Origin of the sequence: Arcobacter sp. s6, assembly GCF_040884245.1 — a bacterium.
Lineage (GTDB): Bacteria > Campylobacterota > Campylobacteria > Campylobacterales > Arcobacteraceae > Aliarcobacter.
Genome location: NZ_JBEVTN010000005.1, coordinates 108,884 through 134,980, shown reverse-complemented (window position 1 = coordinate 134,980; position 26,097 = coordinate 108,884). Strand labels below are relative to the sequence as shown.

The 26,097-nt window shown below is 26.8% G+C and carries 25 protein-coding genes; 11 read left to right on the top strand and 14 right to left on the bottom strand.

Annotated elements, in window-relative coordinates; translation table 11 throughout:
• Positions 1–38: 38 nt before the first annotated feature.
• Positions 39–1,019, bottom strand: a complete 981-nt coding sequence (gene holA, locus ABVS04_RS04320) for a DNA polymerase III subunit delta (RefSeq protein ID WP_368029448.1) — start codon at positions 1,017–1,019, stop codon at positions 39–41.
• 61 nt (positions 1,020–1,080) lie between these two features.
• On the bottom strand, positions 1,081–2,931 hold the full coding sequence (locus ABVS04_RS04315) for an RNB domain-containing ribonuclease (protein ID WP_368029447.1): 1,851 nt from the start codon (positions 2,929–2,931) through the stop codon (positions 1,081–1,083).
• A 132-nt stretch (positions 2,932–3,063) separates the two neighbouring features.
• Between ABVS04_RS04315 and ilvC the strand changes: the two genes are divergently transcribed.
• The 3 genes from ilvC to ABVS04_RS04300 are packed head-to-tail and all read left to right on the top strand — an operon-like array spanning position 3,064 to position 6,170.
• Complete coding sequence (gene ilvC / locus ABVS04_RS04310) at positions 3,064–4,086, top strand: ketol-acid reductoisomerase (RefSeq protein WP_368029446.1); 1,023 nt, start codon at positions 3,064–3,066, stop codon at positions 4,084–4,086.
• Between the two features lie 27 nt (positions 4,087–4,113).
• Positions 4,114–5,355 carry a divergent polysaccharide deacetylase family protein gene (locus ABVS04_RS04305; RefSeq protein ID WP_368029445.1) on the top strand — a complete coding sequence of 414 codons (1,242 nt, stop codon included), beginning with the start codon at positions 4,114–4,116 and terminating at the stop codon, positions 5,353–5,355.
• A gap of 41 nt (positions 5,356–5,396) precedes the next feature.
• Complete coding sequence (locus ABVS04_RS04300; protein ID WP_368029444.1) at positions 5,397–6,170, top strand: DNA-processing protein DprA; 774 nt, start codon at positions 5,397–5,399, stop codon at positions 6,168–6,170.
• On the opposite strand, the gene nhaA is transcribed toward ABVS04_RS04300, so the two are convergent.
• The 8 genes from nhaA to ABVS04_RS04260 all read right to left on the bottom strand — a co-directional run bounded on the left by nhaA (position 6,167) and on the right by ABVS04_RS04260 (position 15,909).
• Entirely contained in the window at positions 6,167–7,348 is a 1,182-nt protein-coding gene (gene nhaA, locus ABVS04_RS04295; protein WP_368029443.1) for a Na+/H+ antiporter NhaA, read from the bottom strand. The genes ABVS04_RS04300 and nhaA overlap by 4 nt on opposite strands.
• A gap of 180 nt (positions 7,349–7,528) precedes the next feature.
• The gene (murC, locus tag ABVS04_RS04290; RefSeq protein ID WP_368029442.1) at positions 7,529–8,833 is read right to left on the bottom strand and encodes a UDP-N-acetylmuramate--L-alanine ligase; all 1,305 of its coding nucleotides are present in this window, start codon (positions 8,831–8,833) and stop codon (positions 7,529–7,531) included.
• Positions 8,834–9,415, bottom strand: a complete 582-nt coding sequence (locus ABVS04_RS04285; protein ID WP_368029441.1) for a hypothetical protein — start codon at positions 9,413–9,415, stop codon at positions 8,834–8,836.
• Positions 9,408–10,538, bottom strand: coding sequence for a succinyldiaminopimelate transaminase (locus ABVS04_RS04280; protein ID WP_368029440.1), 1,131 nt, complete (start codon positions 10,536–10,538; stop codon positions 9,408–9,410). Before ABVS04_RS04280 ends, ABVS04_RS04285 begins: the two co-directional genes overlap by 8 nt.
• Positions 10,539–10,550: 12 nt before the next feature.
• Positions 10,551–11,978 (bottom strand): COG3400 family protein, encoded by a 1,428-nt coding sequence (locus ABVS04_RS04275; protein WP_368029439.1) that lies wholly within the window; start codon positions 11,976–11,978, stop codon positions 10,551–10,553.
• A 60-nt stretch (positions 11,979–12,038) separates the two neighbouring features.
• Complete coding sequence (locus ABVS04_RS04270) at positions 12,039–13,643, bottom strand: ATP-binding protein (RefSeq protein WP_368029438.1); 1,605 nt, start codon at positions 13,641–13,643, stop codon at positions 12,039–12,041.
• Positions 13,644–13,646: 3 nt separating this feature from the next.
• A complete protein-coding gene (locus tag ABVS04_RS04265; RefSeq protein ID WP_368029437.1) occupies positions 13,647–14,528 on the bottom strand; it encodes a PhnD/SsuA/transferrin family substrate-binding protein in 882 nt (293 codons plus the stop codon).
• Positions 14,515–15,909 carry a TolC family protein gene (locus tag ABVS04_RS04260; RefSeq protein ID WP_368029436.1) on the bottom strand — a complete coding sequence of 465 codons (1,395 nt, stop codon included), beginning with the start codon at positions 15,907–15,909 and terminating at the stop codon, positions 14,515–14,517. Before ABVS04_RS04260 ends, ABVS04_RS04265 begins: the two co-directional genes overlap by 14 nt.
• 142 nt (positions 15,910–16,051) lie before the next feature.
• On the opposite strand from ABVS04_RS04260, the gene tgt reads away from it, so the two are divergent.
• From tgt to ABVS04_RS04245, 3 genes are all read left to right on the top strand, one after another.
• Positions 16,052–17,173, top strand: a complete 1,122-nt coding sequence (gene tgt / locus ABVS04_RS04255; protein ID WP_368029435.1) for a tRNA guanosine(34) transglycosylase Tgt — start codon at positions 16,052–16,054, stop codon at positions 17,171–17,173.
• A gap of 69 nt (positions 17,174–17,242) precedes the next feature.
• Positions 17,243–17,533 (top strand): Asp-tRNA(Asn)/Glu-tRNA(Gln) amidotransferase subunit GatC, encoded by a 291-nt coding sequence (gatC, locus tag ABVS04_RS04250; protein WP_368029434.1) that lies wholly within the window; start codon positions 17,243–17,245, stop codon positions 17,531–17,533.
• 11 nt (positions 17,534–17,544) lie between these two features.
• The gene (locus tag ABVS04_RS04245) at positions 17,545–17,886 is read left to right on the top strand and encodes an arsenate reductase family protein (protein ID WP_368029433.1); all 342 of its coding nucleotides are present in this window, start codon (positions 17,545–17,547) and stop codon (positions 17,884–17,886) included.
• 34 nt (positions 17,887–17,920) lie between these two features.
• Here the strand turns inward: ABVS04_RS04245 and ABVS04_RS04240 are convergent, their stop codons facing one another.
• From ABVS04_RS04240 to serB, 3 genes are all read right to left on the bottom strand, one after another.
• Complete coding sequence (locus ABVS04_RS04240; protein WP_368029432.1) at positions 17,921–19,282, bottom strand: class II 3-deoxy-7-phosphoheptulonate synthase; 1,362 nt, start codon at positions 19,280–19,282, stop codon at positions 17,921–17,923.
• A 142-nt stretch (positions 19,283–19,424) separates the two neighbouring features.
• Positions 19,425–20,417, bottom strand: a complete 993-nt coding sequence (locus tag ABVS04_RS04235) for a transaldolase (RefSeq protein WP_368029431.1) — start codon at positions 20,415–20,417, stop codon at positions 19,425–19,427.
• 72 nt (positions 20,418–20,489) lie between these two features.
• A complete protein-coding gene (gene serB, locus ABVS04_RS04230; protein ID WP_368029430.1) occupies positions 20,490–21,113 on the bottom strand; it encodes a phosphoserine phosphatase SerB in 624 nt (207 codons plus the stop codon).
• Between the two features lie 81 nt (positions 21,114–21,194).
• Between serB and ABVS04_RS04225 the strand changes: the two genes are divergently transcribed.
• Positions 21,195–22,106 (top strand): methylenetetrahydrofolate reductase, encoded by a 912-nt coding sequence (locus ABVS04_RS04225; RefSeq protein WP_368029429.1) that lies wholly within the window; start codon positions 21,195–21,197, stop codon positions 22,104–22,106.
• Complete coding sequence (gene ruvX / locus ABVS04_RS04220) at positions 22,103–22,483, top strand: Holliday junction resolvase RuvX (protein WP_368029428.1); 381 nt, start codon at positions 22,103–22,105, stop codon at positions 22,481–22,483. The genes ABVS04_RS04225 and ruvX overlap by 4 nt, the downstream gene beginning before the upstream one ends.
• A gap of 17 nt (positions 22,484–22,500) precedes the next feature.
• Here the strand turns inward: ruvX and acpS are convergent, their stop codons facing one another.
• Positions 22,501–22,854 carry a holo-ACP synthase gene (acpS, locus tag ABVS04_RS04215; RefSeq protein ID WP_368029427.1) on the bottom strand — a complete coding sequence of 118 codons (354 nt, stop codon included), beginning with the start codon at positions 22,852–22,854 and terminating at the stop codon, positions 22,501–22,503.
• A gap of 28 nt (positions 22,855–22,882) precedes the next feature.
• On the opposite strand from acpS, the gene ABVS04_RS04210 reads away from it, so the two are divergent.
• The 3 genes from ABVS04_RS04210 to rimO all read left to right on the top strand — a co-directional run bounded on the left by ABVS04_RS04210 (position 22,883) and on the right by rimO (position 26,097).
• Entirely contained in the window at positions 22,883–23,842 is a 960-nt protein-coding gene (locus ABVS04_RS04210) for an ABC transporter permease (RefSeq protein ID WP_368029426.1), read from the top strand.
• A 31-nt stretch (positions 23,843–23,873) separates the two neighbouring features.
• On the top strand, positions 23,874–24,692 hold the full coding sequence (gene panC, locus ABVS04_RS04205; RefSeq protein WP_368029425.1) for a pantoate--beta-alanine ligase: 819 nt from the start codon (positions 23,874–23,876) through the stop codon (positions 24,690–24,692).
• A 64-nt stretch (positions 24,693–24,756) separates the two neighbouring features.
• Positions 24,757–26,097, top strand: a complete 1,341-nt coding sequence (rimO, locus tag ABVS04_RS04200; protein WP_368029424.1) for a 30S ribosomal protein S12 methylthiotransferase RimO — start codon at positions 24,757–24,759, stop codon at positions 26,095–26,097.

Here is a 26,097-nt window from a genome sequence, read left to right as displayed (position 1 = left end):
TATCAGCAAGGATTTCTTTTTTTGTAAAGTTTGAGATTTTATCTAAATAAAACTGTAAACTTTCTTAGACTAGCCTGAATATATGAATTTTGATCAGTGATTTTTGAAGTTTTCAATTCAAGTTCGATATTTAAAAGATATTCCAAAATTTCTTGAAAAACTTCTGGTTTTTTATTAATTGCTAATTTTGATTTCTTTTCCCATACATTTTTTGGAGGAACAAAACCTAGTATTTCTTTTGGATTTGGTTGACCTAAAGTTCTTGCATATGAGCTTATCATAAATAATTGTTGAACAAAAGAAGTAACTTGCGTTAGTAAAAATATTTCATTCATTCCCTCTTCTAGAATTAAACTCAAATTATCACCAATATCTTTACCACTTAATAAATCATGTAAAAAATCTTCAAAATTAATAGCACCAATTCCAAAACAGTTTGCATCGACTAAATTTATAGTTATTAATTGATCTAAAATAGCTAATTTTTTTAAATCATTTACACATAACGCTAAATCATTTTTGTGCATAAAATATAAATGATTCAAGGCAGATATTTCATACTGCATTTGAAGTAATTTTGCTTCATATTCTAAAAATCTAATAGCTTCCATATCAGTTGGTTGAAAAAATCTAACTGCTGCAGAATTTGTTTTTAGTGAAAAACTACCTTCCATAGTTTTAAAATCACTATCACCTAAACATGCAAAGATAAGAGTACTATCAGGATTTGCATTACATGCTTCAATTAAAGTATCAACTTCTTTTTTTGGCAGTTTTTTTTCTACTTTAATCAATAAGATATTATTTGATGAAAATAGTGAAGATTGCAACAATTTATCTTTTGCATATTTAAAATTATAATCCTCAAAATATAATTTTTCTATTTCATCATTTTTTCCAAATGATTGAGCAATTGCAAGAGAATATTGTTCAACCAAAAATATTGATTGCCCATAAAACATATAAGATTTAAACTTTTTATTTTGTTTTAAATAATTATCAAACTCATTTTTATACATGCTAAAATACTATCCTAAATTTACTGTTAATAGAATTTAATTATCTATTTATCTTATTTTGTTACTTTATTATTGCAACTATAACTTTTGTTACTACATCGGCAGATTTTATTTTCACTTTCATTTTAGAAAATAATTTCTGTCCTTTATAATTTTCTAAAATCACTTTCATTCCAATCATATTTTCATAACAAACAGCTCGTCCTTTTTCAGTATCAACAACTTTTACTTTTATATCTTCATCAATATTATCAGCAGCCCATCGTGCGTATTTCCTATCTTCAAAATCCCAGACAAGTTGATCAACTTTTCTTTCATTTAAAGAAATATGAGAACAAATATCATCAATATTTTTTGGAGTCTGTTTAGTTTTTAAAATTCTATGTAAAACTAAATCCGAATATCTCCTAATAGGAGATGTAAAATGTGAATATGAAGAAAATCCCAAACCAAAGTGTCCTAAGTTTTTTGATGAATATTTAGCTTGTGTTTGTGATTGAATAATAAGTTCATCTATTTCAGCACTTAACATAGCTACTTTTGCTTTTTCTTGAATATGTAAAATAGTTTCATGAACATCACTTTGGAGTTTAGCATTCACTCCTAAAATATTTACATCATCAACTAGTTTTGAAATTGCTTTAAAAGCTGGTTCTTCATGTATTCTATAGATTCCAACTGTATTTACTTTTTTACTTGCTTCAATATTAGCTAATAACATACACTCTTCGACTAATTGATGAGAAGCGGTAGATGTTTCAACTTCAATTGACTCAAGCTTTGAACTTTTTAATTTTAATCTATTTTCACTTGTTCTAAAGTCATAGCCCTTTAACAATCTTTTTGCCCTAAATTTTTTACTTATATCATATAATGGAATTAAATAATCGAATATCTCTTTTTCTAACTTTGAATATTGATCAAGATGTCCTTCAATAACTCTATCAATTCTTCCATAAGAAAAGTTTTTATGTGAGTTAATTATTGCTTCAAAAAGTTCAGCTTTTTTTACACTTTGATTTTGTACATCCAAATACATTTTAAATACATAAGAATACCTATCTTGTCCCTCTTTTAATGAACACATTTCTTCACTTAAAATAGGAGGAAGCATTGGAAGTACTTTTTGAGGAAGATAAATAGAAGTTGATTTTTTAAAAGCTAATAGATCTAAGTCACTTCCCTCTTTTACAAAATATGAAACATCTGCTATTGCAACATATAATATATTTTCTTTTGTATCAAAATAAATAGCATCATCATGATCTTTTGCACTATTTGGATCAATTGTACAAAAATATAAATCTCTTAAATCCACTCTTTGTTTTGTATCATCCATTTTAGCATCAACTTCTAGATGTTTTTCAAGTCTATATATTTCTTGATATAAATGTAAAGAGATTAATTCATCAATTTTAGGGTCTTCTATATTTCCTAAATTTTTTATTAAATCTAAGGATTTATTGTCAACAAGTAAAACATCACCCTCACTATATTTTAATGCATTTTTATTTTCTAAGGTTATATTTTCTTTTATTGTATGAAAGGCTTTATCTTTTATATAGACTAATACATCATTTTTTTTACCATCAAGAATTTTTACTATTTTTGCTTTTACCCTACTTCTTGGATTGAAGATTCTTTTTGCTAAGACTAAATCTCCATTATAGGCACCATTTAAATCATCAAACTCAATTTTAATATTTTTATGCTCACTTAATAAGTCTTCTAGAATTACTAAATTCTTTCCAACATTTACAATTGCTACTTTATATTTTGAATTTAATTCATAGTTATTGTTTTCATTTTTAACAATAATATCTTCTTTTAAAAAATTTTCAATTTGAATTAATTCATCTTTTGAGTATGTTTTACAATCAGTTTGAATTTTTTTAAATAATTCTTTTAACAAATTTATTCCTTTTTTATAATCCTATAATAGTAGCTAAACTAAGAGTATTCTTCCCTTTAATTTTATAAGTTATCTAACATTTAGATACTTTTTTGTATAATCACTAAAATTTTATATTTAGAGGGTTTACATATGGCATTAGACGTATACTATGATAAAGATTGTAATATTGATTTAGTTAAATCAAAAAAAGTAGCAATGATTGGATTTGGATCACAAGGTCACGCACACGCTGAAAACTTAAGAGATTCAGGTGTTGAAGTTATTGTTGGTTTAAGAAAAGATGGTGCATCTTGGAAAAAAGCTGAAGCAAAAGGTTTTGCTGTTAAAACAGTTGCTGAAGCTACTGCAGAAGCTGATATTGTTATGATTTTATTACCTGATGAAAATCAAGGTGATATCTATAAAAATGAAATTGCTCCTAACTTAAAAGCTGGTGCAACTATAGCATTTGGACATGGATTTAACATTCACTATGGAAGAATTATTCCTGCAAAAAACATCAATGTAATGATGGTTGCTCCTAAAGCTCCAGGTCATACTGTAAGATCTGAGTTTGTAAAAGGTGGGGGAATTCCTGACTTAATCGCAATTCATCAAGATGCAACTGGTAATACTAAAGAATTAGCATTATCTTATGCTTCTGCAATTGGTGGTGGTAGAACTGCAATTATTGAAACAACTTTCAAAGATGAAACTGAAACTGACCTTTTCGGAGAGCAAGCAGTATTATGTGGTGGAGCTGTATCTTTAGTTCAAGCTGGATTTGAAACATTAACAGAAGCTGGTTATGCTCCTGAAATGGCTTACTTTGAATGTTTACACGAATTAAAATTAATCGTTGACTTAATGTTCGAAGGTGGAATCGCTGATATGAGATATTCAATTTCTAATACTGCTGAGTATGGTGATTATGTATCTGGTAAAAGAGTTATCAATGCTGAATCAAAAGCAGCTATGAAAGAAATTTTAAAAGAAATTCAAGATGGTAGATTTGCAAAAGACTTCATCTTAGAAGGTCAAGCTGGATACCCAAGAATGAATGCTGAAAGAGCGAATGCTAGAGCTTCATTAATTGAGCAAACAGGTAGAAACTTAAGAGAAATGATGCCTTGGATTTCTTCTAACAAAATCGTTAACCAAGAAACTAACTAAAAATTAATTTAAGGAAGATTTTCTTCCTTGAATGAAACTACTTATATGAATCATAAAAAAAATAAATCAAAAAATAAATCAAAAAAGAATATTCAGAAAAATAAACTACCTCAGTATTTTCTCTCAATATTAATAATTACTATAATAGCTTCAGCTCTTAGCTATTACTTAATGAAAAAAGAAACTCCTAGTAAAGAAACTTCTAGTGCAGTAAAAACAGATAATATTTTAGAAAATAAAAAAGAAATACTCAAAACTCAAACAGATGAAATCAAAACATTTGAAGAAAAAACACCTGAAGAATATTTTGATGAACTTAATAAAACACAAGATAAACATGAAAAATTTGAAGAATATACAAAAGAATTTGAAAATATTATTATAGAAAAAGATGAAGCAGCAGATTTAATAAACAAAGAAAATGAAAAAGTATTAAAAAAAATTGAAGAAATAAAAGAAGATAAAAAAAAGTTAGAAACAATTATTAAAGATAATAAAGAGAAAAAAGAAGAAGTTAAAGAAGAAATAAAAGAGATTAAAGAAATAAAAAAAGTAGCTCCTGTAGATGATAAAAATATTGTTACAAAAAAAGATACTTTTAAATATGATAAGAATTCTAAACCAAAAATTGTAATACTAATTGATGATGTTAGCACAAAAGCTCAAAAAGATAAAATACTAAGTATTGGTTATACTGTAAATATGGCATTTTTACCTCCTACAAAAATGCATAAAGATTCTGCAAAAATAGCTCAGGATTTACCATTTCATATGATACATTTTCCAATGCAAGCATCAAGTGCTTTTAAAGGTGAAGAGATTGATACTTTGAAAATTACTGACTCTTATGAAACTATCGAAAATAGAGTTAAGCAACTAAGAGCTTGGTATCCAAATGCAATTTATACAAATAATCACACAGGTTCTGTTTTTACTGAAAATGAAGAAGCTGTAGATAAATTATTTAAAGCATTAAAAAAATACAATTTTATTTTTGTTGATAGTAGAACAAGTGCAAAATCTGTAATCAAAAAATATGCGGCAAAATATAATATGCCTTACATTGTAAGGAATACTTTTATAGACAATGATAGAGATTATAAATCTATACAAAGTCAATTAAAAAAAGCTATAGATATTGCAAAAAAACAAGGATATGCAATAGCTATTGGGCATCCGCATAATATAACACTTCAAGTTCTAAAAGAGTCAAAACATCTTTTTAAAGATGTTGATGCTATTTATATGAACAAACTTCCATATTTGTAAAAAATCCGTTATAATAATTTATTTTATTATAATGGAGATAAATGATTTCAAACATAGACTTTAAAATTGATGAATTATCATCAATGAAAAAATACCCAGATGAACTTTTTTATATTGGTAATACTAAATTATTAAAGAAGAAAAAGATTTCAATAGTAGGAACTAGAAGACCAAATTCTTATACAAAAGAGTTCACATACAAGCTAGCATCTAAACTTTCTGATGCTGGAATTTGTATTGTAAGTGGTGCTGCTATGGGAGTTGATGCTATTGCTCATCAAGGTGCAAAATCAAATAATACCATTGCTGTTGTTGCAAATGGATTGGATATAAGATACCCTACAATAAATAAAAATTTAATTATCGATATTGAAAGAAATGGATTAATTCTTTCATCTTATAAAAAAGGTCAAAGTGCAAGAAATTATACCTTTGTATTAAGAAATGAAATTGTTGTAGCCTTAGGAGAAATATTAATTGTAACCCAAGCTGATATAAATTCAGGAACATTAACTTCAATTGAATATGCAATTAAAATGGGGAAAAAAGTTTATACTATACCACATAGACTAAATGAAAGTTTAGGTACTCAAAATCTAGTTAAACAAAATTTAATCAATGTAATTTATGATATTGATGAATTTATTGAAAAAATTACTGGTATTAAAAATAGTTCTTCAGAAGATGAAGTTTTAACATTTTGTAAAAATAATCCAACTTATGAAGAGGCTATGAATAAATTCCCCAATAAAATATTTGAATATGAACTAGAAGGAAAAATAAAAATAGTAAATGGAAAAGTTCAAGTAATTTAAATTGATTTCTTATTTTTTACATTTAATAAAATGATATAACCAGTAACACCAGAAAATAAAGATCCTAATAATATAGCCAATTTATCAGTATAAAAAAATGCTGATGAATCAACATAAGCTAAAGAATCAATAAATAAACTCATAGTAAAACCTACTCCTGTAAGTATTGCAACACCATATAATTGAGGCCATGAAACATTTGTAGGAAGCTTTGTTAAGTTTAATTTAACAGCAATATAAACAAAAGAAAAAACACCCAATTGCTTTCCTATAAATAATCCTAAAAATATTCCCCATGAAACAGAGTTATTCATTTGCTCTAAAGATATCAATCTTAAATCAATTCCTGCATTTACAAAAGCAAACATAGGTAAGATAAAATACGCTACCCAATTATGAATAAAATGCTCTAAAGTTCTAATAGGAGAAGTATGTTTTCTTTTATCATTTATAACACTTAGAGGTATTGTAAAAGCTAAAATTATCCCTGTTAAAGTGGCATGGACTCCTGTTTTTAATACACAAATCCAAAGAATAAATCCAATAAGAGCATATAAACTTAAATATGTAACTCGAAATTTATTTAATAATATTAATAAGAAAATACATATTGTTCCAAAAGCTAGTGATATAAAAGATAATTCAGCTGTATAAAAAAACGCAATAATTAAAATTGCTCCTAAGTCATCAAAAATAGCTAAAGCCATTAAAAATATTTTTAATGAAGTTGGTACTCTTTTACCAAGAAGAGATAATATTCCAAGTGCAAAAGCAATATCAGTAGCTGTAGGAATTGCCCAACCTCTTAAGGCAAAATCATCACTGTAATTAAAAGCTGCAAAAACTAAAGCAGGAATTATCATTCCTCCTAAAGCCCCAATTAAAGGAAGAGTCACATGTGAGAATTTGGACAGATGTCCAAGTATCAATTCTCTTTTTATTTCTAAGCCTATCATTAAAAAGAATATTGCCATAAGGCCATCATTTACCCACAATATTAAGGGTTTAGATATTTCAAGTACTGTTCCTACTTTAAACTCTATTTTTGTATGTAAAAATGTATTATAAAATTCTGAAAGAAAAGTATTACTAAATATTAATGCAACAATAGTAACAAAAATTAAGATGATGCCAGAAGAAGATTCTTTTTCTAGAAATTTTCCAACTAAAACTTTCATAATAATTATCCTTAAAGTTAATACATATATTTTAGTATAGAAAGCTTTATTTATTTTTAAATATTAACTATAACATAAAAGATACACTTATTAAAAATGATAATAATAAAATCTAAAAAAAGAACAAACCCATCTTCAACTTAAAAAAATAAAATTAGAAAATGGGGAATTTAAGAAATTTTAGTGTCTTAATTGGTAAGTAATATCACCTGCTCCAACACCTAAAAATATACCCTCATCATAACTTTTTACAATCTTTTCGTCTTTAATTAAATCAACTCTACCTTGAGTTGTAGAAATTCTATCAGCAAAAATAGGATTATAAGAAGCAAACTCTTTTTGGAAATCTATTTCAATTTTTTTCTCACCTGGGATTGTCCAAATTGGTAAAATAATTAGCTCATCACATCTTCTAAAACATTTTTTAAATCCTTCAAGATTATCACTTGTTCTACTATATTTATGTGGTTGCCAAAGAACTATTCTTTTATTTAGATTTGTTAGATTATCATATAACTCAACTGATTTCATAGTTGCTTCAATCTCTGTTGGATGGTGAGCATAATCATCAATTACAACAAATTTATCATTTGCTTGAACAATATCAAATCTCTTTTTAATACCTTTATAATTTAAAAGATTTTTTCTAATAGTTTCAACATCAAGTTCATTTAAAGCAGCTAATATCGCCAATGAAGCATTTGAAGCCATATGAAACCCAAAGCCCCAAACTTCAAATGTACCTAAATCTTTCAAATCAAATTTAGTACAAGGCTGATTATCTTTTAATGTATAACAAAGATTTTTAATATCTTTTGATGGATAAAGATAAATTGCATCATCTATTTTTAACTTATTTATATCTTTATCTTCACCATTTACTACTCTTTTTGTTGCAAGAGAAATAAATCTTTCGTATGATTCATAAAATTTATCATAATCATAGTGATAATATTCCATATGTTCAGGCTCCGCATTTGTAACAATTGCACAATATGGATTTGAAAGTAAAAAAGAGGCATCAGATTCATCGGCTTCAAATGCTATTAAATCATTTACATATCTAAAATTTGAACCAAAATCCTTTGATATAGCTCCAATTAATGCACTACTTTGTAGTATTGAAGCTAAAATTGCAGTTGTAGTAGATTTCCCATGTGCTCCTGCTACACAATAGTTTTTCTTATCGCCTAAAATAATAGGAAGTGCTTCTTTTCTTGAAAGTGTTCTTATTTGTTTAAGTCTTGCTTCTATTAATTCAGGATTTTCATCTGTAACAGCAGCTGAGTATATTACTAAATCAAAATCATCTTTTATATTTGTTTCACTTTGTGGACAGAAAACTTTTATTCCTTCATCCTCTAAAGCTTTTGTAATCAAAGAGCTTTTCATATCAGAACCACTTACTTCATGCCCATCAAAATTTAAAAATCTAGCTAAGGCAGAAAGTCCAATTCCACCAATTCCAATAAAATGTACTTTCAATTAATTTCCTAATAAATGTTTTAAGTTTTTATATTCTGTTTCTAAAATATTTTTATTTTCATCTAAAAATTCTTCATTATCAAATCTAAATTTTGTAATAAAATATCCATATTTTTCATCATCAACATCAGCTTCTAAATCAACTCTTGTATCATAAAAATCATCAAGACCTATTTTTGAAAATAAAAAGATAATTAAAATATTTAAAGATTTTACTAAAGCAGCATCCTCAACTATATTTGCTAATACAAAAATTAGATCTTTTGCTCCATCAAAATTATCATGTGACCATTTCTCAATAGCGTGTTCATATAGCGCTCTTACATATAATAAATTATCACCTTCAAGATCTAATTTCGCATGCTTACTTAATAACTTTTCTACATTAGAAAATGATGTTTTTAAAATTTGCTCATATAATTTATTTACTTTCTCTTCATCTAAATCAAGAACTAACATAGAGTCTAATGTTTCATACATTAGCCCTATATCTTCAGCTTTCATAGAATTAATTCTAGCTTCTTCTAAATATTTTAAAAAATCCGGGTTTGTTCTTGCTTGAAATAGCGCTTCTTTATCCATCTATAAAATCCTTTAATCTTGTAAGAACATCTCTTGTTTTTTCTTCATTTTCAACAAGAGCAATTCTAATATATCCTTTTCCTAAACCATTTCTTCCTAAATAACTTCCTGGTAATACTTTTATATTTTTTTCTTTATATAAATTTTTTGTAAATTCAAGCTCATCTTTTACTTCAAGCCAAATATAAAAAGTTGCATCAGGAATTGGCGTACCTAAAATCTCATTTGCTATTTCAAAATTCTTTTTATAAATTTTCCTAAAACCTTCTACATGCACTTGATCATTCCAAGCAACCGCAGCTGCTTCTTGTAAGGGAACAGGACTTGCACACCCTACATAAGTTCTATATTGTAAATACTCTTTTAAAATCTGCTCATCACCTGCAATGAATCCACTTCGTAAACCTGGCGCACTACTTCTTTTTGATATAGAATTCATAACAAGAACATTTTTGAAGCTTTCATTTCCAACAAGAATTGAAGCTTCTAAAAGTGAAGCTGGTTTTGTTTTTTCATCAAAATATATTTCAGAATAACATTCATCATTTACTAAAATAAAATCATATTTTAAAGCTTTTTCAACCCAAGATCCAAGCTCTTCTATACTCATTGAAGCTGATGTTGGATTGTTTGGGAAATTTATTATTACTAAATCACATTTTTTTAAATCTTCATCACTAAGAGTTGCTTTAAAATTATTCTCTTTTGTTAAATCTATATGAATAACTTCTGCTCTTGATGCAATTGCAGCACCTTCGTAAATTTGATAAAAAGGATTTGTAAAAGCAATTACAGGATCTTTTTTATTAAATAAAGCAAATTGAGGAAAATTAAATAAAACTTCTCTTGTTCCAAAAGATGGAATAATTTGATTCATTTCTAATGATACATTAAATCTAGTTTTTACAAAGTTTATCATTGATTCTCGTAAATATGGTTCACCTATTGTTGATGGATATTTTTTCAATAAAGAACTTGTTTCTTTTAATTTATCTTGTATAAATTGAGGTGTTTCAAATTTTGGTTCACCTATTGTTAAAACTGATAATTCATATTTTTCATTTGGTACAATATCTTGCAATAATTCATTTAATCTTTCAAATGGATATTTCTCAAAATTCATTAATTTTTCCTTTTACTCTTCAACTATTGGAATCAATAGTTGATTAAATTTATTCATATCAAATGCTATAAAATCACTGTTTGTATAGAAAAATTTAAAAGAGAATCGTTTCTTAAACATTTCATCTTTTAAAGGTAATATTTGTAGCATATTTCTTTGTTTTTTTAACTCTCTAATTGGATTTTCACCACTAGTAACAACTTCAAGTTTTTCATTGAATATTTTTGCAAGATTTTCAAAATGATCTAAAAGAGTTGATTTTCCATCTTTTTCACCAATTGGATCTAGATCGAATATCTTAGTTTTAACTTTTAATTGACTTGAAATATCAAATACAATTGGTGAAATTTGCTCATAAGAGTTTGTATCATTTAAAACAACAACTGTTCTTTTAATAGATTTCAATTTTTCTTTTCCAAACTTGAATACAGGAATCCTCAATTCCATAACTGATTTAGTATGCTCTTTATTTTTAAACATTTCAGAAGTTAACATAATCATACCAATATTATTTTTTCGTGAATCTTCTTTTATGATTTTTGAAAAACCTTTATTTGAATAATCAATTAATAGATTAATAGTTGGGAAATATTTTAATTCATTTTTTATTAAATCCATAATCTGAACAGTTGTTGGTCTTGTAACTCTAACTATCAATAAATTATTTTTTAATTTCTGATTTAAATATTTAGCTTCTTCAATAGCTTTTCTTACACTATTTTCATCTTCAAAGTATAAATCTAAATATAAATAAATATTACTTCCAAATGGCATAGGAAATTGACCTTGTGTTTTTCCTATTACATTATAAACTTGCATTAGAACTTCAGGTTTTCCAATAACTAAAATAAGATCATTTGGTTTTAAAACTAATGATGGTTTTATTGTAATCATCTTTTGATTTCTATAAAGTCCAAAGATTTTCCACTCTTTTTGCTCAATAGAACCAATGTATCTATATGCATAAGAACTTCCAAAAGGAACTCTAATTTCCATAATTTCACCTTGTTTTAATCCAATATTTTGAGCTAAAACAGGTACATTTGGAAGTTTTTCAACCATTCCATTAGCAAGAACATCAATACCTCTATAAATATTTACTAAAGGATCAGATGATTTCATTCCCCAATAATCTAAAACAGTCATTTGTAGATTTTTTGTATGTTCTCTTATGTTTTTTATTACATTTAACATTTCATCTTTTGAGTTAAGTGCAATTAAAACTTCTGTATGGATATTTTTATCCAAGACCATTGATAATTTAGATTTAGAAGTTGGATCAAACTTATAAAATGTAAAATTAGAAGGTTTTTGTACAGGTAATATTACATCACTTATATAAATAACATCATAACTATTGTCACCTGTATTAGCTTCAATAATTCTTTGCATTAATTTTTTTGCAACAATACCATCTAGTATAATTAATATTTTTTTCATAAAAGGATTATATCTTTTTCGTACTAAATATTTGTTTTGAAAAAAATATTGTTAAATTTACTATTTATTTTTTGGAATTGCAAAAATAAATTTTGCTCCGTTTACTGTATTTTCAACACTTAAATTTCCATTCATATTTTTTTCGACAATCATTTTTGACATATAAAGACCAATACCTGTACCTTGATTTTTATGTTTTGTTGTAAAATAAGGGTCAAAAATTTTAGTCATAATATCATCATTTATTCCACCAGCATTATCTTCTATTTCTAAAAAACCATACTTTTTATTTTCATAAATATATATTGATACAAATGGATTTTCTATATTTTTTTCTATTAATGCATCTTTTGCATTAGCTAGAACATTTAATATTGCTTGAGAAAATTCATTTGGAAATCCATAAACTTCTTCTATCTTATTAAAGTTCTTATTTATGGTGATATAATGAAAATTGAAACTTGCTGCTACTAAAGTAATAGATTGTTCAGTCATTTCTTCTATTGAAAAATTAACTTTTTCTTTATTTGGCTTAAAAAAATTTCTAAAATCATCAATTGTTTTTGATAAATAATTTGAAGATTGAATAATTGTATTTAATTTCTCAATTTCTATTTCTTGAGTGGAAATACCAAACTCTTTTTCAAGTTTAATTCCACTAGCACAAGTAGTTATCAAAGATAAAGGTTGTCTCCATTGGTGGGCAATATTACCTATCATTTCACCTGTTGCTGCTAATCTTGATTGCTGAACTAATATACTTTCTTGTTGAATTCTTTTTTCAATCTCTTCTTTTATTTTAATGTCAAGGTTTTTATTAAGTTTTTCAAGTTCTATTGTTTTTATTTCAAGTAATTTATTTGTAGAATCTAATTCTTTTGTTCTTGATTTTACTCTTTCTTCAAGTTTTTCATGGGAAAGTTTTAACTGTGTTTGTGTTTCATCAATTGCTGCTATCATAGTATTAAAACCTTCTGCTAAAGCTCCTACTTCATCATTACTTTCATATTTAGCTCTTAATTTTAAATTACCTTCAGAAATTTTACTTACGATATTTTTTAATGAAACAATTGGATCTGAAATTGATTTTGATAGAATATATGAAATAAATAAAGAAAATCCTAACAGTATTATAAAAAATGTGAAAAAACCTAAATATACAGTTTCTAACCTCTTATTATATTCCTCAAGACTCATACTTAAATGAATCCATCCTAAATGTATTCCTGAAGAATATATAGGAAAAGTATAATGAAAAACTTCAGTATTTAGTATTGGTGATTTTAATAATGAAGAACTCTCAATACTTTTTTCCAAATTTTTATATTTTTGGTCTAATTGTGGCTCAAACGACCAGAAATCTTTTTCAATAATTATGTAATCATTATTTTCTTTTGAAATAATTATATTTTTTAGCTTTTCATTTTTCTTTGAGTAATCTATTAAAAACTCTACAATAGCTGAATTATCATTTAGAAGTAATGCATCAGATAAAGCAAATTCAATAAATTTATTTATATCTTTTGCCTCAATTTTTAAAGAATCTAAAAGCATTTTCTTTTGAGTAGCAATAGAATAAATTATTAGTGGGATACTAACAAAGATAAACAATACAAATAATAATCTAAATATTTTTAGAAATATCGTATTTTTAGTAAAAAACATTTATTATTCTTTTCTTTTTAGAAATTTGTACTCAGAATAAAAATCTTCAAAATCTTTTAAATCTTCAAATTCAATTCTTAGTGCTGAATCAAGATTTATCAATTTCAAAAATTCTTTAAAATCATCTTTAAAACTTTTATTATCAAGTGTTTGATTTATTAAAGTTATTAATTCAGCAGATGCATCTTTATGAATTGATGTAAGAGCAGAAAAAAATATCTCTGGAGATTTTTCTATAATTTTTAGTTTTTTTTCTAAAGATGGATTAAGAATTAACATATTCACATAGGTTTCTTTTTCAATTACACAAAAATCTGCTTTATTAAAGTAAACATCCAATAATGCAGTAGATGATTTATTAGATATTAATTGATTTCCAATTACATTTTTATATGATTTATTGAAATTCTTCAATGTCAAGTAATCTAACCAAGTCCAATAAGTATCATTAAAATCTATATTCATAAAAATTTTATTATTTATATCATTGATTGAGTTAATATTCGAATTTTTATTAGCTATTAAAAATAATTGAGAATTACTAGAAGCACTACTTTTATAAATAAATGGATTTTTTGATATTTTTTTTATTAATTCTTTATTATCAAAATAAAACTCTGGATAGATAACAACTGCATTTATCTTTTTTTTATCTTTAAAATCTTTTAATAAAGATGTTTGATTATCATAAAAAATTGCATCAAAATCTTTTTTATAGTCAACATTCATTTTATTAATCATATTAGAAGCTAATTTTCTTATACGGTGTTCATCAGCTGCATAGTTTTGTCCAACTGTAATACCAAAAACTAACTTTTCTTCAGCATATAAAGTTATATTTAAAAATAAAAAAATTAAAAATAAAAAGTTTTTAAAAATTTTCATTTATTTTTTGCCCTACTAATTTATCAATTGTAGCTAATGAGAGTAAATAATCATGCATATTTTTCAAATAATCAGCTCTTATATAAGCTTCCGTTAACTGTGACTGAACTAAATCTCTTGCTTCTACCATTTCATACTCGAAGCCTTTTAAATTTAATTCACTATTTTCACTAGCTGTTTCAACTGCTTCTTTTAATATATTAATTTGCTTAAATCCTAATGCTGAAGTTAAAAACTCATTTTTCAACTGTAAAGCAAGAGCATTTTCTAATAATATTTTTTGCTCATTAATTACTTTTTTATTTAAACTTTTTTCTAAAACATTATTTTTGGTTTTAAAACCATCAAATAATGACATTTGTATTGCAACCCCAATATTCCAAGTATCTTGATTATCATCACTTAAATATCCATATTCATAAGAATTATAAGTACGACTTATTCCTCCAAAAACTCCTACTTGAGGATAATAAGCTGATTGAGCTTCCTTTATCTGTTCATCTTTTATTTTTACTGCTATATTTATTTGATTTATATCTGGATTTAATTCATATGCTTTTTCTACTATTTTTTGTAAAGAAAGATTTTGATTTAGAACTTCATTTTCTTCATATAAAATTTCAACTTTATCATCCCAATTTAAGCCTATTAAATTTCCAATTGCATTTTTTAACATTTCTCTATTTAATTCTAATTTAGAAAGTGTTGATTGAAGTAAAGAAGTTGTTAATTTTGCATTTAAATAATCAGTTTTATTTATTTTCAAAGTAGTACTATTTTCTAAGAATTCTTTTGCTAAATCTGTACTAAATTTCATATTCTTATAAATTTTATTTACAATTTTATGCAATTCATTAGTTAATATATATCCATAATAATATTTTTTTACATCAAAAGTAACATCATTTTCACTTCTCACTATTGCAACTTTTGATAGCTCTTTATTTAATTTGGCTTGATTAATAATAGCATCAATTTTCCCACCTGTATAAAGTGCATAATTCATTTCAAGTGAACCTTTAATTGTGTCTCTTCCATATGCTGTTGCATCTATATCTGCGGGTATTGTAGTAACTGGTTGTCCATTATTAATAGCTGATAATCCATATGCTAATGATGTGGGTAAAGTAAAAGTACCCCTTTGTTGATATATTAAATCTTGCTTATCTCTATTTGCATATAAAACGGCATCCAAACTTGGATAATTTGCACTTAAAGCTTGTTGATATTGAGCTTCTGCAATTTCTAAATTTATTTTTGAAATTTTATTTAAACCATTATTTTCTAAAGCTAAAGAGATAGCTTCATCTATATTTATTTTTATATCTTTTGCTAAAATTTGAGTGATTATAAGAATTGAGAGAAAAATAATTTTTTTCATATTTACCTTACTTGATTTTATTATTATATTATACATCAAAATTATTTTTATTAGTATAAAATACTATATAAATATTACAAAACTTTATTATTATTTAACTTTAGATATAATCAATATATTTTATTTAAGGTTTATATTATTTATGCAATTTACAATAAACGCTACATCAAACAAAGCTAGAGCTTGTACTATAGTTACAGCTCATAGTACAATTCAAACTCCTGTTTTCATGCCTGTTGGAACTCAAGGTACAGTAAAAGCACTTGATGCAAATGACATGTTAGAACTTGGAGCTAAGATTATTCTTGGAAATACTTATCACTTATATTTAAAACCAGGAAGTAAATTAGTTAAAAAATTTGGTGGGCTTCATGGTTTTTCAAAATTTCCTAACTCTTTTTTAACAGACTCAGGTGGTTTTCAAGCATTTTCTTTAAGTGATAATTCAAAACCTGACGAAAATGGAATTATGTTTAAGTCACATCACGATGGAAGTAAACACTACTTTACTCCAAAAAGTGTTCTTGATACTCAGTATGACTTAGGAAGTGATATAATGATGATTTTAGATGATTTAGTTGCACTTCCTAACACTCAAGAAAGAATTTCAAAATCTATTGAAAGAACAACTGCTTGGGCAAAAGAAGCTATTGAATATCATATGAGCCAAAAAGAAAAAGGTATTGGTGTAAATCAAAATATCTTTGCAATTATTCAAGGTGGAACAGACAAAAACTTTAGAAAACAAAGTGCTGAACAACTTTGTGCACTTACAGATTATGATGGTTTTGCTATCGGTGGACTTTCTGTTGGTGAACCAAATGCTGATATGTATGAAACAGTTGAGTGGACTACTCAATTTATGCCCGAAGATAAACCAAGATATCTAATGGGAGTTGGAACACCTGAGGATTTAATAGAAAACATCGAACGTGGTGTTGATATGTTTGACTGCGTTATGCCTACAAGAAATGCAAGAAATGGAACACTATTTACTACTTTTGGAAGATTAAATATTAAAAAAGCTGAGTATAAAGATGATATGACACCTATTGATGAAGCATGTGATTGTTATACTTGTAGAAATTTTTCAAAGGCTTATTTAAATCATTTATATAGAGCAAAAGAAATTACATATTTTAGATTAGGCTCTATTCATAATATTCACTACTATTTATCACTTATGAAACAAGCGAGAGAGGCTATTTTAAACGATAATTGGCTTGAATTTAAAAAAGAATTTTATGCTAAAAGAAGCAAATAAACACTTTTTAGCTAAAATGTATTAATAAATATTTTGGTTCTATAAAAAAGAACTTTTAAAAGGACAATTATGACTGTTGATGATAATTTAATAACAAAACTATCAAAACTTTCTAGTTTAGAAATTGATGATTCTAAAAAAGAAAAATTAAAATCAGAATTGGGTGATATTATAAATTTTGTTGAAAATTTAAATGAAATTGATGTTTCAAAAATCGAAGCTACATTTAGTACAATTGAGGGAGGAACTCCTCTTAGAGAAGATGTTGCTATTCAAGATTTAGAATTATCTTCACATATTTTAAAACATGCACCAAAAACTGAAGATGGATACTTTATAGTTCCAAAAATCATAGAATAAAAGTTGGTATTATGATAAAAGTTTACGGAATAAAAACTTGTGGTAGTGTAAGAAATGCTCTTAAATTTTTTAAAGACAATAATATAGAAGTTGAATTTTCTGATTTTAAAAAAGAAACACCATCTACTAGCACAGTTAAAACTTGGACACAGAAATCTGATATAAATATACTTTTTAATTCAAAAGGTACAAAATATAAAACATTAAATCTAAAAGAATTAGATTTAGATGAAAATGGTAAATTTGAATGGTTATGTAAAGAGCCTATGCTTTTTAAAAGACCAGTTATTGAGTATGATGATAAAGTTCTTGTAGCTTGGAATGAAGAAATTTATAAAGAAACTTTTTTATAGAGTAGAAAATTCTACTCTATTTTTAATCTATTTTTTAAAATAGGTCGTTTCTAGCTTCTTTTAAAGTATCAGCTATCATAAATGATAATTCTAATGCCTGATCAGCATTCATTCTAGGGTCACATTGAGTATGATATCTAGAAGCTAATCCTTCTTGTGTAACGTTAGAGCTTGCACTTCCTGTACATTCAGTTACATTTTGACCTGTCATTTCTAAGTGAATTCCACCTGCATATGTACCTTCTGCTTTATGGATTTGGAAAAATTGTTTTACTTCTGATAAAATTGCTTCAAAATCTCTTGTTTTATAACCATTATCAGCTTTGATTGTATTTCCATGCATTGGATCACAAGACCATAATACATTTTTACCCTCTGATTTTACTTTTTTCAATAATTTAGGAAAATAATCACCTACTTTATTAGCACCCATTCTAACAATTAGATTTAATCTTCCTGCTTCATTTTGGGGATTTAAAGTATCAATCAATTGAATTAATTCATCTTCTCTCATAGTTGGTCCTACTTTACAACCAATAGGATTTTTGATTCCTCTGAAGTATTCAATATGAGCATCTCTTAAATCTCTTGTTCTATCACCAATCCATAACATATGAGCAGCACAGTTAAACCAATCACCTGTGATTGAGTCTTTTCTTGTAAGAGCTTGTTCATAATTTAATAATAGTGCTTCGTGAGAAGTAAACAGAGTTGTTTGATTAATTTGAGGAGTTGATTCACTAGTAATTCCACAAGCTTTCATAAACTTTAATGTTTTTGAAATTTCATCTGCTAACTCTTCATATTTAGCACCTAAATAGTTATCTTTTACAAAATCTAAATTCCATAAATGAACTTGATTTAAATCAGCCATTCCACCTCTTGAAAATGCTCTTAAAAGATTCATTGTTGCTGCACTTTGATTATATGCTTTTAAAAGTTTTTTAGCTTTTGGGTTTCTAGCTTTTTCAGTAAATTCAATATCATTTACAATATCACCTCTATATGAAGGTAATGATATTCCATTTATTTCTTCAAAATCTGAGCTTCTAGGTTTTGCAAATTGACCTGCAACTCGCCCTACTTTTACAACTGGACATCCACCTGAAAAAGTTAAAACAACAGCCATTTGCATCATTACTTTAAATAAATCTTTAATATTTGCTGCATTGAACGATGAAAATGATTCTGCACAATCTCCACCTTGAAGTAAAAAAGCTTTTCCATCTACAACATCAGCTAACTGTTTTTTTAAATTTAATGCCTCACCTGCAAAAATTAAAGGGGGATAAGAGGCTAATTCATTTTCTACTTTTTTTAATTTTTCTAAATCATTATAAGTAGGTTGTTGCTTTATAGGGAAATCTCTCCAAGAGCTTGGATTCCAATTATTCATTTAATCTGCCTTTTGTTTTTAATTAATTGTATAAATTTTATCTAAATAATTCTTAAGTTGTTGGATTATTATTGTTCATAAATTGTAATAGTAGTTTTTGGAATTCTTATTTAAGTAGCTAAAAATAGCTACTTAAAAATATTTAGTTAATTAATTTTGAAAGTAAATCTCTAAAAGAAACTTTAAATGCATCTAAACCGTCAATTAAAAGTTTGTCATAAATAGCTTGCATTTTGATACCTTTTTGTTTTAAAGTCTCAAAATATTTATCACATTCAACTTCGCTCATAAGTGGTGTTTCTTCCTTTGAACCATCTGTTAACCAATCTTCAATAGTTGCAAGTGGTGCCGTGTTTACAGAGTTTGGGAAAATTAAGTTATCAATATAGTAAGATGGACTTAATTCATTTCCTTTAACTCCTGTACTTGCAAATAATGTTCTAATATTTAGATTTTTAAATTTATTTACTTCGTGATAGCATTTAATTGCATTTATGATTCCAAGTTTTGAAGTTTGTAGACCTTTTAATGCAAAATCACCATCAGTTAATCTATCAAATCTTGAAACAAAAACTGAAATAACTGCTTTAATATCTTTATTTGAATCTTTAATTCCTTCATCTAAAGCTTGGGCACATTTAATAGCTTGAGCAGGAGAAAAAATCAAAGTTGCATTTACATTAATTCCTCTTGATGTTAATTCTCTCATAGCGATATATCCAGCTTCAGTCGCAGGAACTTTAATCATTACATTTTCAGCATTAATTTGAGAATAAAGCCTAACACCTTCTTCAATTGTTCCAGCTGCATCATCACATAATAATGGGTCAACCTCTATCGAAATAAATCCATCATCACTATCATTTTTATGTAATTTATCAAGTAAAAATGCAGCTCTTTTAATATCTGTTAAAGCTAATTCTTCATAAATTGTTTTTGCATTATTTGCTTGTAACATATCAAGTTGTTGTTTGTATGCAACAGAGTTTGAGATTGATGATTCAAAAATCGCAGGATTTGAAGTAGCACCTTGGATAATACCTTTTTTTATAATCTCTTTAAATCTATTTTCTAAGAAATCTCTTTCAATAAAGTCACACCATAAAGAGTAATTAATTTCTTCTTTTAAACTCATTTTTAATCCTTTAAAATGTCCTAGTAAAAGGACTTATATTTTCGACTTCTTACTATATATAAGAAGCAAAGCCTATTTAATATAATCTAAAATTTTTGTTAAATCTTTTGTATCAACAACAACATTGGCTTCTTTTTTAAGAACTTCTCTTGCACAAAAAGCAACTCTAATATCAGCATGAGCAAACATAGATAAGTCATTTGCACCATCTCCACATACTAATGTATCAGCTCTTGTAATACCCATCAATGATTGAATTCGTTGAAGCATATCACCTTTTGAATATCCAAACATCATATCTCCACCAACAAGACCTGTTAATTTTCCATCTTTTTCATGTAATACATTTGAAAAATCTGCATCAAGTCCAAGTTTTTCACGAGCAGGACCTGTACCTAATCTAAATCCACCTGAGAAACACACTACTTTATATCCCATTTTTTGTAATTGGGGTACAAGTTGCTCTGCACCTGGCATTAAAGGAAGTTTTGAACAGATATCAACAACTTTTTGATAATCCATACCTTTTAGAAGAGCAACTCTTGTAGTTAAAGATTCAAAAAAATCTAGTCTACCACTCATTGCTTCTTCTGTAATTTTTGCAACCTCTTCTCCAATACCTAATTCATCTGCAAGAAAGTCAATAGTCTCACCATCCATAAGTGTTGAATCAAAATCAAAAACAGCTAATTTCATTAATTTTCCCTAGTTTTAGTCTTTTAAGGGTATAATATTACCTAAATTTAACTAAATATACTAAAAGGAATGTTTTTCACAATGTTTGAAACACTAATACAAAAACTGCAAGAAGACAAATTTTTAACACTTGAAACAACACCTCAACACGAACCTTCTATGCATAATATTATTGAAAGAATCAAAAAATTTAAACTGCAAGATAGAGTTGATGGTTTTTCATGTACTGATAATCCACTGGCAAAATTAAAATATAACGCACTTTTTGCATCACTTAAATTGCAAATGGAATTTAAAAAACCTGTAATCGCAACTATGACTATGAGGGATAGAAATAAGATTGCATTACAATCTGATTTAATGGGAGCAAATGATTTTGATGTAAGAGCAATACTAGCCCTTACGGGAGATCCTGCAAAAATGAGTGATCAACCTCATACTAAAGGTGTATTTGAATCAAATTCTTTAATGCTTTTAAAAATCATAAAATCATTTAATTATGGAATGGATTATTCAGGACATCCTTTTAAAATCGAACCAAAGCAAATTTTTCCTTTTGCTGTTGTGAACTCTTATGCTAAAAATTTTTCAAGTTTAGAAAGAAAAATGCATCAAAAAATTCAAAATGGAGCTTTGGGAATAATTTCACAACCTGTTTTTGATATAGAAAATGCAAAAAAACTTTTAGAATCATTTAATACTGCACGAGAAGATGTTGAAGGTGATAAGAAAAAAGCACAACTTATTTTTGGATTATTTCCAGTTACAAAACTTCGAACTGCTCTATTTTTATCAGCACAAGTTCCAGGTATTCATGTGCCTCAATTTTGGATTGATGCTCTAGAAGCTGCTCATAATATTTCTGAAGAAGAAGAATATAAAGTAGGAATGCAATTAAGTTCTGATTTATTTAAAGAAATAAATAAAATTCATCCAAAAATTCACTTAATGACAGCAAATAGATTTGATGTAGCAAATGAGATTATTTCTTGAAATTAGCTTGTATTGATGTGGGTCTTAAAAGAATTGGTCTTGCTATTTGTTTAGCTTCAAATATTGTAACTCCACAAAATGCAATTTTGCGAAAAAATAGAGACCAAGCAGCAAGAGATGTAAATACATTTTTAAAAGAATGGGAAATAGAAAAACTTATTGTTGGCTTTCCAAGTGCAAGCGAAGAAATGCAAAGAAGAATAAAACACTTTGTCTCTTTACTTGATTTATCAATTCCTTATGAATTTTGTGAGGAAAATATGAGCTCTATTGAAGCAGAAGAGATGATGAAAGGTGATATTAAATATAAAAGAGATGGAAGAGTTGATTCACTTGCTGCAAAAATAATATTAGAGCGATTTTTAACTAAGAAATAAAGTTTAAAAAATAAACTTTATTTCTTTAAAGTATTCACAACAACAGCTATTACAAAACCTGCATCATGAGTAATTGAAAGATGAGAATCTTTTATATTAAATGCTTTTCTTACTCTTTTTTTATATTTGATTAAAGGAGCTCCAAGTTCACTTTTTGATATTTTAATATCATGAAAACCACAGGATGCACCAATTCCTGTACCAATAGCTTTTGAAGCAGCCTCCTTAGCAGCCCAAAACCCAGCAGCAGTTTCAGGTCTTTTTATAAGTCCTATCTCTTTTTGATTTAAAAACTTCTGGTAAGCTCTTTCACCAAATTTTTCATACATTCTTTTTATTCTATCAACTGATGTTATATCTATACCTATCATTTAAACCTATCTTTTGTATAATGTGAACATGAAATTATTTATTAAAAAAGTATTATATCTTATCATTATGTTATTTATTATTAGCCTTATTTCTTTTATAGCAATAAATGCTGCTCCTAACTCATTTTTTGCAAGTGGCGAATTAAATCCAAATATAACACCTGAATCAATAGCCCAATTAAAAGCTATTTATGGATTAGATAAACCATTATATGTTCAATTTTTTTCTTGGCTTTACTCTATTATACAACTTAATTTTGGAATATCTTTTTCAAGTGGTGAGATGGTTAAAAATGAGATATTAACTAGAATTCCAATTACACTTGTTATAAATATAGTTTCGATGGTATTAATTTTTATCATTTCTTTATATTTTGGAATAAAATCAGCTTTAAATAAAAATAGCTTTTTTGATAGATTTACGGGACAATTATCACTTTTAAGTTTTTCAATGCCTTCATTTTATTTAGCACTTTTATTGGTTTTAGTTTTTGCTATAAATTTTGAAATTCTTCCAATAGCAGGACTTCATAGTGTTCCTGATGATGGAAGTTTTGCTTATTATTTAGATTATGCATGGCATTTAGTTTTACCTATATTTATAATTGTATTTGGTGGAATTGGCAGTTTAATTTTATATATTAGAAGCTTAACAATTGAAATTTTGAAATCTGATTATATCTTTTTTGCACGCGCACGTGGTTTGAGTCAAAAACAGATTTTAAGATATTATATTTTACCAAATCTCTATCCTCCTGTTATTACTTTACTTGGACTTTCACTACCTGGAATTATTGGTGGTTCTGTAATACTTGAAACAATATTTTCAATAGATGGGATGGGATTATTGTTTTATCAAAGTGCTCTATCTCATGATTACCCTGTTATTATGGGAATTTTAATTATTGGTGCCTTTTTGACACTAATTGGTAATATGATTGCAGATTTAGTTTTATTAAAATTAAATCCAAATTATGAAGAAAAATAAATTATATATATTATTTAAATAAGGAAAAAAATTGCAAGTTTTAAAAACTATTGAAGAATTACAAGAAATAAGAAAGAATATAAATAGCTCAGTTGGTTTTGTTCCAACAATGGGTGCACTTCACAATGGTCATATTTCACTTATAAAAAAAGCAAGAGAAGAAAATGATATTGTTATCGTTTCTATTTTTGTAAATCCTACTCAATTTTTGCCAACAGAAGATTTAGCTGCATATCCAAGAAAAGATGAAGCTGATAAAAGAATTTGCCAAATGTGCAAGGTTGATTATGTTTTTATGCCTGAAATTTCTACAATGTATGGAAATGAAGAAGTTTTAGTAAAAGCTCCAAATAAAAGCTATATACTTGAAGGTAAAACAAGACCTGGTCACTTTGATGGAGTTTTAAGAGTTGTTTTAAAACTATTTAACTTAGTTCAGCCAACAAATGCTTACTTTGGTAAAAAAGATGCTCAACAACTTTCACTTATAACTCAAATGGTAAAAGATTTTTTTATGCCTATAAATATAGTTCCATGTGAAATAATAAGAGAAGATGATGGATTAGCATTAAGTTCTAGAAATGTATATTTAGATAGCACTCAAAGACATGATGCACTTTTAATTTCAAAATCACTTTATATGGCCGGTTCACTTATTTCAAAAGGTGAAAGAGATGTGCAAAAAGTAAAAAATAAAATTTATGAAATAATGCAAACCTTAGAAGTTGAATACGTAGCAATTGTAGACAGAGAATTTAATGAACTTCAAATTATTGAACCCAAAAATACAATTATTCTAGTAGTTGCAAGATTTGGAACAACTAGGCTACTTGATAATATTTGGCTTTAGCATTTTGTTTTAAGAAGAGTTTATGATAAAATTGCAAAAAAATTAAGATAAAAAGAATAATAATATGAAATTTTCAACACAAAATCCTAAAAAATCTCTACACTTAGTAAGTCTTGGTTGTACAAAAAACCTTGTTGACTCTGAGATTATGTTAGGTAAATTAAAAGATTATACAATAACAAATGATGCAGCTAGTGCTGATGTTATTATTGTAAACACATGTGGATTTATCGATAGTGCAAAACAAGAAAGTTTAAATACTATTTTAAATCTTCACGATGAAAGAAAAAAAGAATCAGTTTTAGTAATGGCTGGATGTTTGAGTGAAAGATATCAAGGTGAGCTTCAAAAAGAGTTACCTGAAATTGATGTTTTCACAGGAGTTGGTGATTATGACAAAATTGATTTACTTGTAAATGAAAAAAGAAGTGCATTTACAAATGAAGTATTTTTAGCATCAGATACAAATGAAAGGGTAATTACAGGATCTTCATACCATGCTTATGTGAAATTAAGTGAAGGATGCAATCAAACTTGTTCATTTTGTGCAATTCCTTCATTTAAAGGAAAACTTCACTCAAGAACTCTTGAGTCACTTGTAAAAGAGGTTAAATCACTTGTTGCTCGTGGTTATATTGATTTTTCTTTTGTATCACAAGATTCATCATCATTTTTAAGAGACCAAGGAATAAACAACGGACTTGAACTTTTAATTGAAGAAGTTGAAAAAATAGAAGGGATTAAAACAGCTAGAATTTTATACCTTTATCCTTCAACTACAACTTTATCACTAATTGATAAAATTGCTGACTCAAATGTTTTTGTAAACTACTTTGATATGCCATTACAACATATAACTCCTTCTATGCTTAAAATCATGAAAAGAGGAAAAGGTGTTGAGAAGTTAAATGAGCTTATGAGTCATATGAGAAGTAAACCAAACTCGTTTGTAAGAACTACATTTATAGCAGGTCATCCAGGAGAAACAGTTGAAGATCATGAAGCTTTATGTAAATATATTGAAGAGTTCAAATTTGATAGGGCAAATGTTTTTTCTTATTCAACTGAAGAAGGAACAACAGCAGCCCAATCAAAAGATTTAATAGAGCAAGATATTATTGATGAAAGAGCTGACATTATTGGTGACATAATTGCTCAAACTACTCAAGAATCTTTAGAAGCAGAAGTAGGAAAAACTTTTGAAGTTTATGTTGATGGTGAAAGTGATGAGCATGAATATTTATTAAGTGCTAGAAAAACTATTTGGGCACCTGATATTGATGGTGAAATATATATCAATGATAATGAATTAGCAGATGGTGAACAAATTAAATTTGGACAAATTTATACGGTAAGAGTTACTGAACTTGCTGGAGATAAATTACTAGCTACTGTTATTAAATAA